At 74.9% G+C, this 13,561-nt stretch carries 12 protein-coding genes; 2 read left to right on the top strand and 10 right to left on the bottom strand.

The annotated features are described in order from the left end of the window. Nucleotides 1–333: 333 nt before the first annotated feature. From pheT to infC, 7 genes are all read right to left on the bottom strand, one after another. Nucleotides 334–2,862: a phenylalanine--tRNA ligase subunit beta gene (pheT, locus tag IE287_RS16100; protein WP_189849735.1), complete on the bottom strand. Its 2,529-nt coding sequence runs from the start codon at nt 2,860–2,862 to the stop codon at nt 334–336. Continuing rightward, a complete protein-coding gene (gene pheS / locus IE287_RS16095) occupies nt 2,862–4,001 on the bottom strand; it encodes a phenylalanine--tRNA ligase subunit alpha (protein WP_189849734.1) in 1,140 nt (379 codons plus the stop codon). Before pheS ends, pheT begins: the two co-directional genes overlap by 1 nt. A gap of 165 nt (nt 4,002–4,166) precedes the next feature. Beyond that, nucleotides 4,167–5,300: a sensor histidine kinase gene (locus IE287_RS16090; RefSeq protein WP_189849733.1), complete on the bottom strand. Its 1,134-nt coding sequence runs from the start codon at nt 5,298–5,300 to the stop codon at nt 4,167–4,169. Nucleotides 5,301–5,446: 146 nt separating this feature from the next. After that, the gene (locus tag IE287_RS16085; RefSeq protein WP_189849732.1) at nt 5,447–6,286 is read right to left on the bottom strand and encodes a TrmH family RNA methyltransferase; all 840 of its coding nucleotides are present in this window, start codon (nt 6,284–6,286) and stop codon (nt 5,447–5,449) included. A 117-nt stretch (nt 6,287–6,403) separates the two neighbouring features. Continuing rightward, nucleotides 6,404–6,790 (bottom strand): 50S ribosomal protein L20, encoded by a 387-nt coding sequence (gene rplT, locus IE287_RS16080; RefSeq protein ID WP_017241732.1) that lies wholly within the window; start codon nt 6,788–6,790, stop codon nt 6,404–6,406. A 106-nt stretch (nt 6,791–6,896) separates the two neighbouring features. Next, the gene (rpmI, locus tag IE287_RS16075; protein ID WP_015032399.1) at nt 6,897–7,091 is read right to left on the bottom strand and encodes a 50S ribosomal protein L35; all 195 of its coding nucleotides are present in this window, start codon (nt 7,089–7,091) and stop codon (nt 6,897–6,899) included. 125 nt (nt 7,092–7,216) lie between these two features. Beyond that, nucleotides 7,217–7,918, bottom strand: coding sequence for a translation initiation factor IF-3 (gene infC, locus IE287_RS16070; protein ID WP_189849731.1), 702 nt, complete (start codon nt 7,916–7,918; stop codon nt 7,217–7,219). A 303-nt stretch (nt 7,919–8,221) separates the two neighbouring features. Between infC and IE287_RS16065 the strand changes: the two genes are divergently transcribed. Beyond that, nucleotides 8,222–8,611 carry a DUF1844 domain-containing protein gene (locus IE287_RS16065; RefSeq protein ID WP_189849730.1) on the top strand — a complete coding sequence of 130 codons (390 nt, stop codon included), beginning with the start codon at nt 8,222–8,224 and terminating at the stop codon, nt 8,609–8,611. A gap of 10 nt (nt 8,612–8,621) precedes the next feature. Here the strand turns inward: IE287_RS16065 and IE287_RS16060 are convergent, their stop codons facing one another. From IE287_RS16060 to IE287_RS39105, 3 genes are all read right to left on the bottom strand, one after another. After that, nucleotides 8,622–9,356, bottom strand: a complete 735-nt coding sequence (locus IE287_RS16060) for an SseB family protein (protein WP_189849729.1) — start codon at nt 9,354–9,356, stop codon at nt 8,622–8,624. A 122-nt stretch (nt 9,357–9,478) separates the two neighbouring features. Next, entirely contained in the window at nt 9,479–10,612 is a 1,134-nt protein-coding gene (mycP, locus tag IE287_RS16055) for a type VII secretion-associated serine protease mycosin (RefSeq protein ID WP_189849856.1), read from the bottom strand. A gap of 89 nt (nt 10,613–10,701) precedes the next feature. Then, nucleotides 10,702–11,595: a hypothetical protein gene (locus IE287_RS39105; RefSeq protein ID WP_268254983.1), complete on the bottom strand. Its 894-nt coding sequence runs from the start codon at nt 11,593–11,595 to the stop codon at nt 10,702–10,704. A gap of 751 nt (nt 11,596–12,346) precedes the next feature. Here IE287_RS39105 and IE287_RS16045 point away from each other — a divergent pair. Next, nucleotides 12,347–13,549 (top strand): amino acid deaminase/aldolase, encoded by a 1,203-nt coding sequence (locus IE287_RS16045; RefSeq protein WP_189849728.1) that lies wholly within the window; start codon nt 12,347–12,349, stop codon nt 13,547–13,549. The last annotated feature ends 12 nt before the right edge of the window (nt 13,550–13,561 follow it).

Here is a 13,561-nt window from a genome sequence, read left to right as displayed (position 1 = left end):
CTTCCCGAGCCCCCGTCAGCGCCCGAAGGCCCTGCGGCACACAGGCCCGCCCCTGTGGCCGCGTCGATTCTGCCGACCGTGCGGACCACGGGGGAACACCCCTCGGCGATCTCACCCGAAGGAGTGAGCACCCCCGGCGCGCCGCCCCGCGCCAGGGCCGCGCCACGGGCACGGACGCGGGAACCCGGGACTGGTGCGCGAGCGGGCGCGTCCGCCGCCCGGGGGCGGAGCAGGGTGCGCCGGGACGGTCGCCGGCGGACGGACGGGGAGACGGCGGAGGGCCGCCCCGGGAATCGCTCCCGGGGCGGCCCTCCGTGGTGTGCCGGCGTGGCGTCAGGCGCCGCGCAGGACGGCGCCGGTGTGCTCGGCGGCCAGGGCGACCGCGGCGTCGCGGGCGGCGGTGGCCTCCTCGACGGTGAGGGTGCGGTCCTCGGCGCGGAACTTCAGCGCGTACGCCAGGGACTTCTTGCCCTCGCCGACCTGGTCGCCGGTGTAGACGTCGAACAGCCGGATGGACTCCAGGAGTTCGCCCGCGCCGTCGGCCAGGTGGTACTCGACCGCGGCGGACGGCACGTCCTGGTCGACGACCAGGGCGACGTCCTGGGTGGCGACCGGGAAGGCGGAGATGCGCGGGGCCTTGACCGGTCCCTCGCTCGCCTTCTCCAGGACGTCCAGGTCCAGCTCCATCGCGCAGGAGCGGGCCGGCAGGCCCAGCGCCTTGACGACGCGCGGGTGGAGCTCGCCGCCGTGGCCGGCGAGGGTCTTGACCCCGTCGATCACCACGTGGAAGGCGGCGCAGCGGCCCGGGTGCCACGGGGCGTGCTGGTCGGCGTCGATCAGCAGCTCCGCGCCGGCCTCGGCGGCCACCGTGCGGGCGGCCTCGACGGCGTCGGCCCAGTCGGCCGGGCGGCCCTTGCCCCACCAGCCGGACTGCTCGCGGGCTCCGGCGAGGACGACGGCGACGCGGCGCGGCTGCGCGGGCAGCGCGGCGTCGACGCCGGCGATCTCCTCGTCGGTGGGACGGCGGTCGACCGGCAGGCGGACCGCGACCTTCGCCTCGCCCTCCGGACGGAAGACCAGGCCGGTCTCGAAGAGGGCCAGGTCGTGGCTGCCGCGGCTGTCGTTCCGGCGCAGCGCGGCGAGCAGGCCGGGGAGCAGCGTGGTGCGGAGCGCGGGCTCCTCGTCGGAGAGCGGGTTGACGAGGGTGACGACCCGGCGGCGGGCGTCGTCCGCGTCGAGGCCGAGCTGGTCGAGGGCCTGCTGTCCCATGAAGGGGTAGTTCAGCGCCTCGACGTAGCCGGCGCCGGCCAGCGCGCGGCCGACCCGGCGGTGGACGCGCTGGCGCTCGGTGAGACCGCGGCCGGCCGGGGGCTTCGGCAGGGTGGAGGGCAGGTTCTCGTAGCCCTCCAGCCGGATGACCTCCTCGGCGAGGTCGTTCGGCTCGTTCAGGTCGGGGCGCCACGACGGCACGGTGACGACGAGCTCGTCCTGGCCGTAGACGTCGCAGCCGACCTCCTGGAAGCGGCGGACGACGGTCTCGCGGCCGTACGCCACGCCCGCCACCTTGTCGGGGTGGTTCGCCGGCATGGTGATCGTGCGCGGCGCCGACGGGGCGGCGATCTCGGTGACGCCGGCCTCGGCGGTGCCGCCCGCGAGGAGCACGAGCAGGTCGACCGTGCGCTGCGCCGCGGCGGCGGCGGCCTGCGGGTCCACGCCGCGCTCGAAGCGCTTGGACGCCTCGGAGGACAGCTTGTGGCGGCGGGCGGTGCGGGCGATGGAGATGGCGTCGAAGTGCGCGGCCTCGACGACGACCTCGGTGGAGCCGGTGACGGCGCCGGTCTCGGGGTCGGTCACCGGGTCGGCGATCTCGGTGTGGGCGCCGCCCATGACGCCCGCGATGCCGATGGGGCCGCGGTTGTCGGTGATGACCAGGTCCGCGGCGTCGAGGACGCGCGCGGTGCCGTCGAGGGTGGTGATCTTCTCGCCGGCCTCGGCGCGGCGGACCCCGATGGGGCCGTCGAGCCGGGTGCGGTCGTAGGCGTGCAGCGGCTGGCCGAGCTCCAGCATCACGTAGTTGGTGATGTCGACGGCGAGCGAGATCGGGCGCATGCCGGCCTTCTGGAGGCGGCGCTGGAGCCAGATCGGCGACCGGGCCTCGGGGTCGAGCCCGACGACGGTGCGCGCGGTGAAGCGGTCGCAGCCGATCGGGTCGGTGACCTGGACCGGGTAGCCGTACGAGTTCGGCGCGGGCACGTCGAGGAGCGCCGGGTCGCGCAGCGGCAGCCCGTACGCGATGGCGGCCTCGCGGGCGACGCCGCGCATCGAGAGGCAGTACCCGCGGTCCGGGGTGACGGCGATGTCGAGGACCTCGTCGTACAGCTCCAGGAGGGCGGTGGCGTCGAGGCCGACCTCGTGCTCCGGGGGCAGGATGATGATCCCGTGGTTCGGGTCCTCGCCCATGCCCAGCTCCTCGCTGGAGCAGATCATGCCGCGCGAGACCTTGCCGTAGGTCTTGCGCTCGGCGATGCGGAAGTCGCCGGGCAGCACGGCGCCGGGCAGGGCCACGACGACCTTGTCGCCGACGGCGAAGTTCCGGGCGCCGCAGATGATCTCCTGGGGCTCGCCGGTGCCGTTGGCCGAGCCGACGTCGACGGTGCAGAAGCGGATGGGCTTCTTGAACTCCGTCAGCTCCTCGATGGTGAGGACCTTGCCGACCACGAGCGGGCCGGTGAGGCCGGCGCCGAGCTGCTCGACGGTCTCGACCTCGAGGCCGGCGGTGATGAGCTTGGCCTGGACGTCGCGGCCGGTCTCCGTCGCCGGCAGGTCGACGTACTCCCGCAGCCAAGAAAGCGGGACCCGCATCAGATCTCCATCCCGAACGGCCGGGTGAACCGGACGTCACCCTCGACCATGTCTCGCATGTCTTCCACGTTGTGCCGGAACATCAGCATCCGCTCGATGCCGAAGCCGAAGGCGAAGCCGCTGTACTTCTCCGGGTCCACGCCGCAGGCGATGAGCACCTTCGGGTTGACCATGCCGCAGCCGCCGAGCTCGATCCAGCCCTCGCTGCCGCAGGTGCGGCAGGGGCGGTCGGGGTTGCCGACGGACTCGCCGCGGCAGACGTAGCAGAGCATGTCCATCTCGGCGGACGGCTCGGTGAACGGGAAGAAGTTCGGGCGGAGCCGGGTCTTCATGTCCGCGCCGAAGAGCGCCTGGACCATGTGGTCGAGGGTGCCCTTGAGGTCGGCCATGGTGAGGCCCTCGTCGACGGCGAGCAGCTCGATCTGGTGGAAGACCGGGGTGTGCGTGGCGTCGAGCTCGTCGGTGCGGTAGACGCGGCCGGGACACACCACGTAGACCGGGGGCTCCCGGTCGATGAGGGTGCGGGCCTGGACCGGCGAGGTGTGGGTGCGGAGCACGACGCCCGACTCGTCGCCGGTGGTGGCCGTTCCCTCGGGGGTGGTCCCCTGGACGAAGAAGGTGTCCTGCATCTGCCGCGCCGGGTGGTCCGGCACGAAGTTCAGGGCGTCGAAGTTGAACCACTCGGCCTCGACCTCGGGGCCCTCGGCGACCTCGTAGCCCATCGAGACGAAGACGTCGGCGACGCGCTCCATCAGGGTGGTCAGCGGGTGGCGGGCGCCGGCCGGGACGCGGTCGTACGGCAGGGTGACGTCGACGGCCTCCTCGACGAGGACGCGCGCGTCGCGCTCGGCCTCCAGCTCGGCCTGGCGGGTGGCGAGCGCCTTGGAGACGACACCGCGGGCCTGGCCGACGAGCTTGCCGGCCGCGGCCTTGGCCTGCGGCGGCAGCGCGCCGATCTCGCGGTTGGCGAGGGCCAGCGGCGAGGTGCCGCCGGTGTGCGCCGTCTTGGCGTGCGCGAGCGCGTCGAGGTCGCCGGCGGCGGCGAAGGCGGCGAGCGCCTCGTCCCGCATGCGCTCGATCTCTTCCGGTTTCAAGGCTTCGACCTCGACCGGGTCGTACGACTTATTGGGTGCCGACATCTCTTCCCGTGCTTCCGTTGGGCTGGCTGGGGCGACCCCGGTTCGACGACAGACGACAAGGGCGCAAACGTGCCAAAGGTCGAGTCTAACGGGGCGGGGACACGCTGATGAGCCCGTGGGGGCCCCGGTGGCTCTCGATCCCGTCAGGTCTCGGTGGGCGAGACGTCAGACGAGATGGGCCGGGGCGCCGACGGGCAGGATAAATCGGAACTCGGCGCCGCCGCGCGGGCCGCGTCCGACGGTGATGGTGCCGCCGTGGGCCTCGACGAGGCCCTTGACGATGTAGAGGCCGAGTCCGGTGCCGCCGCGCTTGCTGCCGCGCCAGAAGCGGGTGAAGACGCGGTTCATGGATTCCTCGGGGATGCCCGGGCCCTCGTCGCTCACGGTGACCTCCGTCCCCTCCTCGCCGGTGCCGTCGTCGCCCGCGGTGCGGGGCGCCACCTCGATGGTGACGGTTCCGGCGCCGTGGCGCACCGCGTTTTCCAGGAGGTTGCCGAGGATCTGGTCGATCTTGTCGGGGTCGGCCCAGAGCGCGGGCAGTCCGGGCCGGGTCCGGACGAAGAAGCGGTCGGGGGCCTGGCCGCCGGTGGTGTGCACCTGGACGTGCCGGCCGATGGCGGCGGCGATGTCGACGGGCTGGCGGCGCACCTCCAGGCGGCCGGAGTCGATCCGGGAGATGTCGAGGAGTTCGGCGATGAGCCGCTTGATGCGGCCGGCGTCGGCGTCGACGGTCTCCAGCATGAGCCGCTTCTGCTCGTCGGTGAACCGCTCCCACTTGCTGAGGAGGGTGGCGGTGAAGCCCTTGACGGAGGTGAGCGGGGAGCGCAGCTCGTGGGCGACGGTGGCGATGAGCTCGGCGTGGCTGCGCTCGGAGCGGCGCCGGGCCTCGGTGCCGCGCAGCGAGACGACGACCCGGTGGACGGGTCCGGTGGGGTGCTCGCGGACGTACCGGGCGGAGACCAGGACCTCGCGTCCGCCGGGCAGCAGCAGGTTCCGCTCGGGCTGGCCGCGCCGGGTGGCCAGGCCCCCGTACGGGTCGGTGAGGCTCCACCAGCGGTGCCCCTTGAGGTCCTCCAGGGGCAGGGCCTGCTCAAGGGGGCGGCCGAGCGCCTCGGGGGCGGGGACGGCGGTGATGCGGCTGGCGGCGGCGTTGAAGCAGACGACACGGCCGCGCTCGTCGGCGACGACGAGCCCGTCGGGCAGGTCGTCGGGGTCGATCCCGGGCCACGGCTCGGGCGCGCGCGTCCCGTCGGCGCGTCGCCGTGCGGTCCGCGCGGGACTGTCCGTGCCGGCCGTCATCCCCGTCTCCCACCCCTCCGTGTACCGCAGTGGGCCCCCGAGTGCGTCACTCTACTGGGCGAAGGTGACCGGCGGGAGTCGGAAGGGCACACGGGGTGGCCGGATCGTGACGCCGGTGTACGGCGCTCCGCCGCCCGGCCGGGGGGTCAGGCGGTGCGGCGGGGGCGCTGGGCGCGGGCGGAGGCGTACAGGCAGACCGCGGCGGCGGTGGCGAGATTGAGGCTCTCGGCCTTGCCGTGGATGGGGACGCGGACGACGGCGTCGGCGAGCGCGCGGGTCTCCTCGGGCAGCCCCCAGGCCTCGTTGCCGAAGACCCAGGCGGTGGGTCCGCCCATGGTGCCGGCGTCGAGCTCGTCGTCCAGGTCGTCCTGGCCGGCCCCGTCGGCGGCGAGGATGCGCACGCCCGCGCCCTTGAGGCCGGCGACGGCCTGCTCGACGGGGACTCCGACGGCGACCGGGAGGTGGAAGAGCGAGCCGACGGAGGCGCGGACCGACTTGGGGTTGTAGAGGTCGACGGAGGCGTCGGTGAGGATCACCGCGTCGGCGCCGGCGGCGTCGGCGCAGCGCAGCACGGTGCCGGCGTTCCCGGGGTCGCGGACGTGGGCGAGGACGGCGACGAGCTTGGGCCGGGCCGCGATGATCTCCTCGAACGGCGAGTCGAGGAAGCGGCAGACGCCGACGATGCCCTGCGGGGTGACGGTCTGGGAGACCTCGGCGAGGACGGCGTCGGAGGCGTGGTGGACGCGGGCGCCGGAGGCGAGGGCGGCCTCGATGATCGGCGCGTACCGCTCGGCGGCCTCGACGGTGGTGAAGAGCTCGACGAGGGTGGGGACGCCGTCGGGGCCGCGGTGCGCGACGGCCTCGCGGACGGCCTGCGGGCCCTCGGCGATGAAGAGGCGGTCCTTGCCCCGGAAGTTGCGCTTGGCGAGCCGCCGGGCGGCGACGACGCGCGGGGAACGCGGGGAGATCAGCTCGGGGGTGGACATGTGCCTGCGGCTCTCAGTCTCGGTCTCGTCGGGGTTGCCGTGAAAGGGGCGGTCAACGCGCCGGACCCGCAGGCGCGAGGCCTGCGGGTCCGGGCAGAAGCACTGCGGCCTGGAAGATCAGGCGGCGGCCTTCGGGGCGTTGACGTCGGCCGGGAGGGCCTTCTGCGCGACCTCGACCAGCGCGGCGAACGCGTTGATGTCGTTGACGGCCAGCTCGGCGAGGATCTTGCGGTCCACCTCGATGTTGGCGGCCTTCAGACCCTGGATGAGGCGGTTGTACGTCATGCCGTTCTGGCGGGCAGCGGCGTTGATGCGCTGGATCCACAGCTGACGGAAGTCGCCCTTGCGCTTCTTGCGGTCGTTGTAGTTGTAGACCAGCGAGTGGGTGACCTGCTCCTTGGCCTTGCGGTACAGGCGCGAACGCTGACCGCGGTAGCCGGAGGCCGCCTCGAGGATCGCCCGGCGCTTCTTGTGGGCGTTGACTGCCCGCTTGACGCGTGCCACTTCTTACTCCTTGTAGCGGGGCCGTGGTGTGTTCACACGACCCGGAAAACGGATGGGTCCCGGTCTTGGCCGGATGCCCTCGTCGGCCGAGGGCGGGAGATCAAGCTCAGATGCCCAGCATCTTCTTGATCTTGGCGGCGTCACCCGGGGCCATCTCGGCGTTGCCGGTGAGGCGACGCGTCAGCTTGGACGACTTGTGCTCGAGCAGGTGGCGCTTGCCGGCGCGCTCGCGCAGGATCTTGCCGGAGCCGGTGACCTTGAAGCGCTTCTTGGCACCGGAGTGCGTCTTGTTCTTCGGCATAGCGCCGTTATCTCCTCGTCAGTGGCGCTCCCCCGATGCGGGCACCGGAGAACCGGGAGCGTCAATTCTTCGATTGGTGGTACCGGGCGGGACCCGGGGGCTGCCACCGGGGCAGCCCCCGCGGATCACGCCTCGGCGTTCTCGGCCGACGTGTCGGCCGAAGCCTCCTCGGCATCGGCCGCCGGAGCCGCCTCGGGCGCGAGGCCCTGGCGCTCCGCCTTGCGCGCGGCCTGGGCCTCGCGCGCCTCGGCCATGGCCTCGGTCTTCTTCTTGTGCGGACCCAGAACCATGATCATGTTCCGGCCGTCCTGCTTCGGGTTGGACTCGATGAAGCCCAGCTCCTGGACGTCCTCGGCGAGGCGCTGCAGGAGGCGGTAACCGAGCTCGGGCCGGGACTGCTCACGACCACGGAACATGATCGTGATCTTGACCTTGTCGCCCTGCTTGAGGAAGCGGACGACGTGGCCCTTCTTGGTGTCGTAGTCGTGCGGGTCGATCTTCGGCCGGAGCTTCATCTCCTTGATGACCGTGTGCGCCTGGTTCTTGCGCGCCTCACGGGCCTTCATGGCCGACTCGTACTTGAACTTCCCGTAGTCCATGAGCTTGCACACGGGCGGACGGGCGTTCGCCGCGACCTCGACAAGATCGAGGTCGTACTCCTGCGCGAGCTCCAGGGCCTTGGCAAGGGGGACGATGCCCACCTGCTCGCCGCTGGGGCCGACAAGACGCACCTCGGGAACGCGAATCCGCTCGTTGATGCGGGGCTCGGCGCTGATGGATCCTCCTCGGTAGCACCACGCGACCGCCTTGGCGGACGGGCACGTCACGTCAAATCACTGAGACCAACCGAGCGGGTACACAAAAAATGCCCCGACGGGACACAGGCGGGGCTCCAACGCAAACCGGAGCACCACCACGGTCAACCGCGGGGCGCGCATCGGGCGGCTCCATCGTCCGTACGGAACGATGGGCGCCACCTGACCGGTGACCCGCCGCCCGTGAGGGCGGTCAGGTGGGAGATCGGAGCCTCCACTTGTGGGCCGGGCACACATGTGTCCGGCCGGTCGTTACACAAGGTTAGCAGGACCCGGCGGTCGGCGCGAACCGCCCGCCCGCATATCGTGTGGGGCATGAGCGAGACCCCCCAGAACGAGTCCACGAACGCCCCCGGCACCTCGGCCGACAACCCCGACTTCGAGGCCATGGCCCGCGACATCGCGGAGGTCCCGGCGGTCGAGGTGATCGTGACCGTCGCCGTCAACCTGATGAGCGCCGCCGCGGTCAAGCTCGGCCTCACCGAGGAGGGCGACGAGCACAAGGACCTCGACGAGGCGCGCAAGCTGATCCACGCCCTCGCGGGCCTCCTCGACGCGAGCACGACGGAGATCTCGTCCTTCCACGCCTCCCCGCTGCGGGACGGCCTGAAGTCGCTCCAGCTCGCCTTCCGCGAGGCGTCGATCGTCCCGGACGAGCCGGGCAAGGGCCCGGGCGAGAAGTACACGGGCCCCGTCTACGGCTAGGCCCCGGAGCTCAGTTCCTCACGTAGAAGGGCTCGCCCGGAGGCGTGGCACCGGCCGGCAGCAGCGCCAGGTCGAGGCCCCGCACCAGGCGGGCCCTCAGCGTTTCGTCGGCGGCCAGGGCGCGGGCCACGCGCCCGGCGGCCTCCGCGGGGTCCGCGTCCCCGGCGAGGACCAGGGCCAGGGTGCCGTCGGCGCTGCCCGGGCCGAGGTGGGCGCGGAGGACGGCGGGCTCGGCGGCGACCGCGGCCCGGACCGCGTCCCGGACGGCCGGGTCGTCGAGCGGGTCGGTGCTGGTGCGGCCCTCGGCGAGGGCCAGCAGGGCGGAGCCGCTCACCTGGTACGGCACCGGGCCCGCCATGTCGAGGACCAGGGTGTCGGCCTTCTCGTGCACGAGGGCGGCGAGCGCCTGGTGGAGGGGGACGGCGACGGGCCGGGCGGCCGGGTCCCAGAGGGCGAGCGAGGCGGTCGAGGTGAAGGCGGGCAGGCCGCGCCGGTCGCCGGCGGTCAGCGTCGGCACCGCCATGTCGCTGGTCTTCTCCTGCTTGAGCCCCGTCACCGGGTCGGTCTCCACCTCGCCGAGGACGGCGACGACGGGCACCAGGAGCCGGGCGCCGCGCAGCGCCTCCAGGACGGGGCCGTGTGCGCTTCTGTCCTCCGTCCAGGCCGCGAGGGCCGCGGCGAGCGCCGGGTCGGCGGTGCCGTCGTCGTCGGAGAAACCGGGGTCCGGGATGTTCTTGAGCTCCACGCCCCGAGCCTAACCGGCCGGACCCCGGCCTCCGGCGGCCGGGCCTCCGGCAGCCGGGCCGCCGGAGGGCGCGGCCGGTCCGGCGCAGGACGAGGGCGGCGAGCACCTGGTGGAGGGGGCCGTCAGCGGGCGCGGCCGGTCCGGCGCAGGACGAAGGCGGTCAGCAGCAGGAGGACGCCGAGGCCGCCGGCGAGCGGGGCCAGGAGCCCGGGGGCGCCGCTCTCCTCGGCGGCCGGGAGCGGGCCGGGGCCGAAGTACTGGCCCCGGTGGCCGGCGGTGGCGTTCTTCGGGTCGCCGGCCTTCAGGGCCGCGCCCGCCTCGATGGCCGCGGCCGGGTCGACGGTGCCGTAGCCCTTGGCGTCGCTGCGGCCGCCCTCGGGCCGGTTCCGGGCGGTGTCGACGAGGAGCCTCTTCACCTGGGCGGGGGTCAGGTCGGGGTGGGCGGAGCGGACGAGCGCGACGGAGGCGGAGACGAAGGCGGCGGCGGCGCTGGTGCCCCAGCCCTCGTAGTACTTGCGGTCGGGGTCGGCGATGACGATGTCGACGCCGGGGGCGCTGACGGTGGCGTACCAGCGGCGGGTCGAGAAGGAGGCGCGGGTGCCGTAGCGGTCGACGGCGGTGACCGCGATGACGCCGGGGTAGGCGGCCGGGTAGGAGATGCGGTCGCCCTTCTGGCCGCCGTTGCCGGCGGAGGCGACGACGGAGACGCCCTTGGCGAGGGCGTACTGGACGGCGGCGTCCTCGCCGGGGTCGGGGTGGGCGGACTCGGAGTCGTCGCCGAGGGAGAGGTTGATGACGTCGGCGCCGTTGTCGGCGGCCCAGCGGATGCCCTGGGCGAGGGCGGTGCCGCGGGTCTTCCGGGCCTTCTCCCGTGCCTTGTCCTTGCTTTCGAGGATGACCCGCACGGGCAGGATCCGGGCGCCGGGGGCGATGCCGAGGACGCCGGCGGCGTCCGCCCAGCCGTGGCCGTGGCCGGCGATGATGCCGGCCATCGCGGTGCCGTGCTTGGCCCAGTGCTCGTCGCCCTCGGCCGCCCCGAAGCCGATGAGGTCCTTGCCCGGCAGGACGGAGCCGGCGAGGTCGGGGTGGCCTGCGTCGACCCCGGTGTCGAGGACGGCGACGGTGATCCCCTCGCCCTTCGTGGTGCGCCACGCCTCGTCCGTACGGAGGGTCTCGTGCCCCCACTGGCGGTCGCGGATGGCGTCGGCGTGCGCGGGCGCGGCGGCGGGGAGCACGGAGCAGACGGCGGCGAGCAGGACGGCGGCGGGCGCGGTCGCCGCGGCGCGGACGCCGACACGCGGGCGGGTGGTGCCGGAGCGGGTGCGGACGCGGGTACGGGGGCGGGTCACCGCTCCTCCTCTTCCTTCGCCGCGGCCAGGGCGGTGGTGCGGAGCTGCTTCTCCAGCCGCTCGGCGATGCCGAGGGCCTCGTGGCCCAGGCCGGACTGGGCCACGGCGTCCGTGCGGCCCTTCTTCATCGCCTGGTCGGCCGGGACCGCGCGGCCGGCGGCGCGGCCGTCGGCGAAGCCGGAGACGGCGGTGACCACGACGGGCAGGTCGGTGGGGGCGGTCGCCCACCAGGCGGCGCGCTGGGCCGGGCCGAAACCGGCGGCGACGGTGCCGGCGCCGGAGAGCGCGGGCGGCACGTCCTGGCCGAGGCGGGCGGCGAGCCCGCGGCCGCCGAGGGCCCGCTGGGCGGTGGCCTCGGCGCGGGTGAAGACGAGGCCGACGGTGAGCACGCTGCTGGCGGTGGCGTCGGTGTAGGTGGCGCGCAGCACCCGCTCGCAGCCGAGCGGGTGCACCGCGGCGAGCAGCCGGGGGGCGACGGAGGAGGGGCCGCAGGGGGCGTCCGGTGCGACGACGACCCGGGTCCAGGTGCGGGCGGAGGGGCCGGGACCGGCCTGGGGCGCGGTGAGGGTGCGGGGGAAGAGGGTGTCGACGGGCGCGTTGTGCCACAGCTCCTTGGCGACGGCGTACCCGGCGGGTTCCGCGGGGCTCCCCGCGCCGGACGCGGCCAGCCACACCCCGGCGAGGGCGCCGCCGATGAGCCCCAGGCCGAGCACGACGCAGGCGCCGGCGGCCAGGCCCCTGCCCCGCCGCCGCTCCCGTATCGGCCGCAGCCGTGTCGTCGTCTCGACCGGCGTCTCGACCGGCCCGTACGCGGGCACCCGTACGGGCCGCAGCCGCGTGGTCGTCTCGACGGGAGCCGCCGCCGGCTCCCCGCTCCGCGCCGCCGGCACCCGGGACGCGCCGAAGCCCCCGCGCGGCCCGGCCGCCGAGGGGGCGGCGGGCGCGGCGGACGGGTGCGGCGGGGCGTCCCCCGGAGGCCGGGCGGCCGGGGCCGCCGGACGCGGCGGGGAGACCTCGGGCGCGTGCGGGGCGGCGGCGCGGGGCGCGGGCGGGGCGGTCGGGGTGGCCGCCGGAGGCTGGGGGGCCGGGACGGGCGTGGAGGTGCGGGGCGCGGGAGTCCGGGGTTCCGGCCGCGGGGGGTCCGCGGGGCGGGGCGGGACGGCGGCGGGCCGCGGGAGCGGCGCGGACCTCGGGCGTGCTGCCGGAGGTGCCGGGGACGAGGGCGCCTGAGCCGGAGGTGCCGGGGACGAGGGCGCCTGAGCCGGAGGTGCCGGAGCCGAGGACACCGGAGCCGAGGGCTCCGGGGGTGCCGGGGCCGAGGGGATCGGGGCCGGGGGTGCCGGGCTCGGGGGGGTCGGGGCCGGAAGGGGGGCGGCCGTGGGACGCGGGGGGTGGGGGGTGAGGTCGGTGGTGAGGGCCGAGAGGCCGCTCCTGGGGGGCTGGGAGGCGGCGGGGGCCGCTGGCGCGGGGGTGGCCGCGGGGGGTGGGAGGGTCTCGGTGACGCGGGGCGCGCGCGGGTTCTCTTCGCTGGTCATCCCGCCCCCTGCTCCCGCCGACAATGCCCGCCACTTTACGGGCTGTTCCCGGTGGCGCGGGAACCCAGGGGTACCCACCCCCCTGACGGTCTGGCAAGCTCGGGCCATGACTCCCCGTGCCGCCGACCGGGCCCGGTACGACCGGGCCACCGCCGCCCTGGACGCGCCGCTGGCGATCGTCGATCTGGAGGCGTTCGACGCCAACGCGGACGATCTGGTGCGCCGGGCGGGCGGGAAGCCCGTCCGGGTGGCCAGCAAGTCGGTGCGGTGCCGGGCGCTGCTGGAGCGGGTGCTGGCGCGGGACGGCTTCGCCGGGATCATGTCGTTCACGCTCGCCGAGTCGCTGTGGCTGGCGCGCGCCGGCTTCGAGGACGTGCTGCTCGCCTACCCGTCGGCCGACCGGGCCGGCTTCGCGGAGCTGGCGCGGGACCCGAAGCTCGCCGCGGCGGTGACGGTGACGGTGGACGACGTGGCGCAGCTGGAGCTGATCGACGCGGCCCGGGCCGGCGGCACCGAGGAGGTGCGGGTCTGCCTGGAGATGGACACGGCGCTGCGGCTGCTGGGCGGCCGGGTCCGGATCGGGGCGCTCCGCTCGCCGCTGCGGACGCCCGGGCAGCTGGCGGAGCTGGCCCGCTCGGTGGGGCGGCGGCCGGGGTTCCGGCTGGTCGGCCTGATGGCGTACGAGGGTCACGTGGCGGGCGTGGGCGACGCGGTGGCCGGCCGGCCGTTCCGGTCGCGGGCGGTGCGGGCGATGCAGGCGGCGGCCCGCCGGGAGCTGGCGGGGCGGCGGGCCGCGGTGGTCGCGGCCGTGCGGGCGGTGGCGCCGGACCTGGAGTTCGTGAACGGCGGCGGCACCGGCAGCGTGCAGCACACCGCCGCCGAGGCGGCCGTCACCGAGATCGCCGCGGGGTCGGGGCTCTACGTGCCGCGGCTCTTCGACGGCTACTCGTCCTTCAGCGGCAGGCCGGCGGCGCTCTTCGCCCAGCCGGTGGTGCGGCGGCCGGGCGTCGGGGTCGTCACGGTGCTCGGCGGCGGCTATCCGGCGTCCGGCGCGGCCGGGCGGGACCGGCTGCCCGTGCCGTACCTGCCGGAGGGGCTCCGGTACGACCCGCAGGAGGGTCCCGGCGAGGTGCAGACCCCGCTGCTCGGCTCGCCGGCCGACGACCTGCGGATCGGCGACAAGGTGTGGTTCCGGCACGCGAAGGCCGGCGAGCTGTGCGAGCGGTTCGACGCGCTGTGCCTGGTGGAGGGGGACCGTGTGGTGGACACGGTCCCCACCTACCGGGGCGAGGGCCGGACCTTCCTCTGACTCCCTCGACTT

This window comes from Streptomyces omiyaensis, assembly GCF_014650895.1.
GTDB classification, from domain to species: Bacteria; Actinomycetota; Actinomycetes; order Streptomycetales; family Streptomycetaceae; genus Streptomyces; species Streptomyces omiyaensis.
The sequence above is the reverse complement of the archived record's forward strand: the minus strand, read 5'-3'. Positions and strand labels throughout refer to the sequence as shown.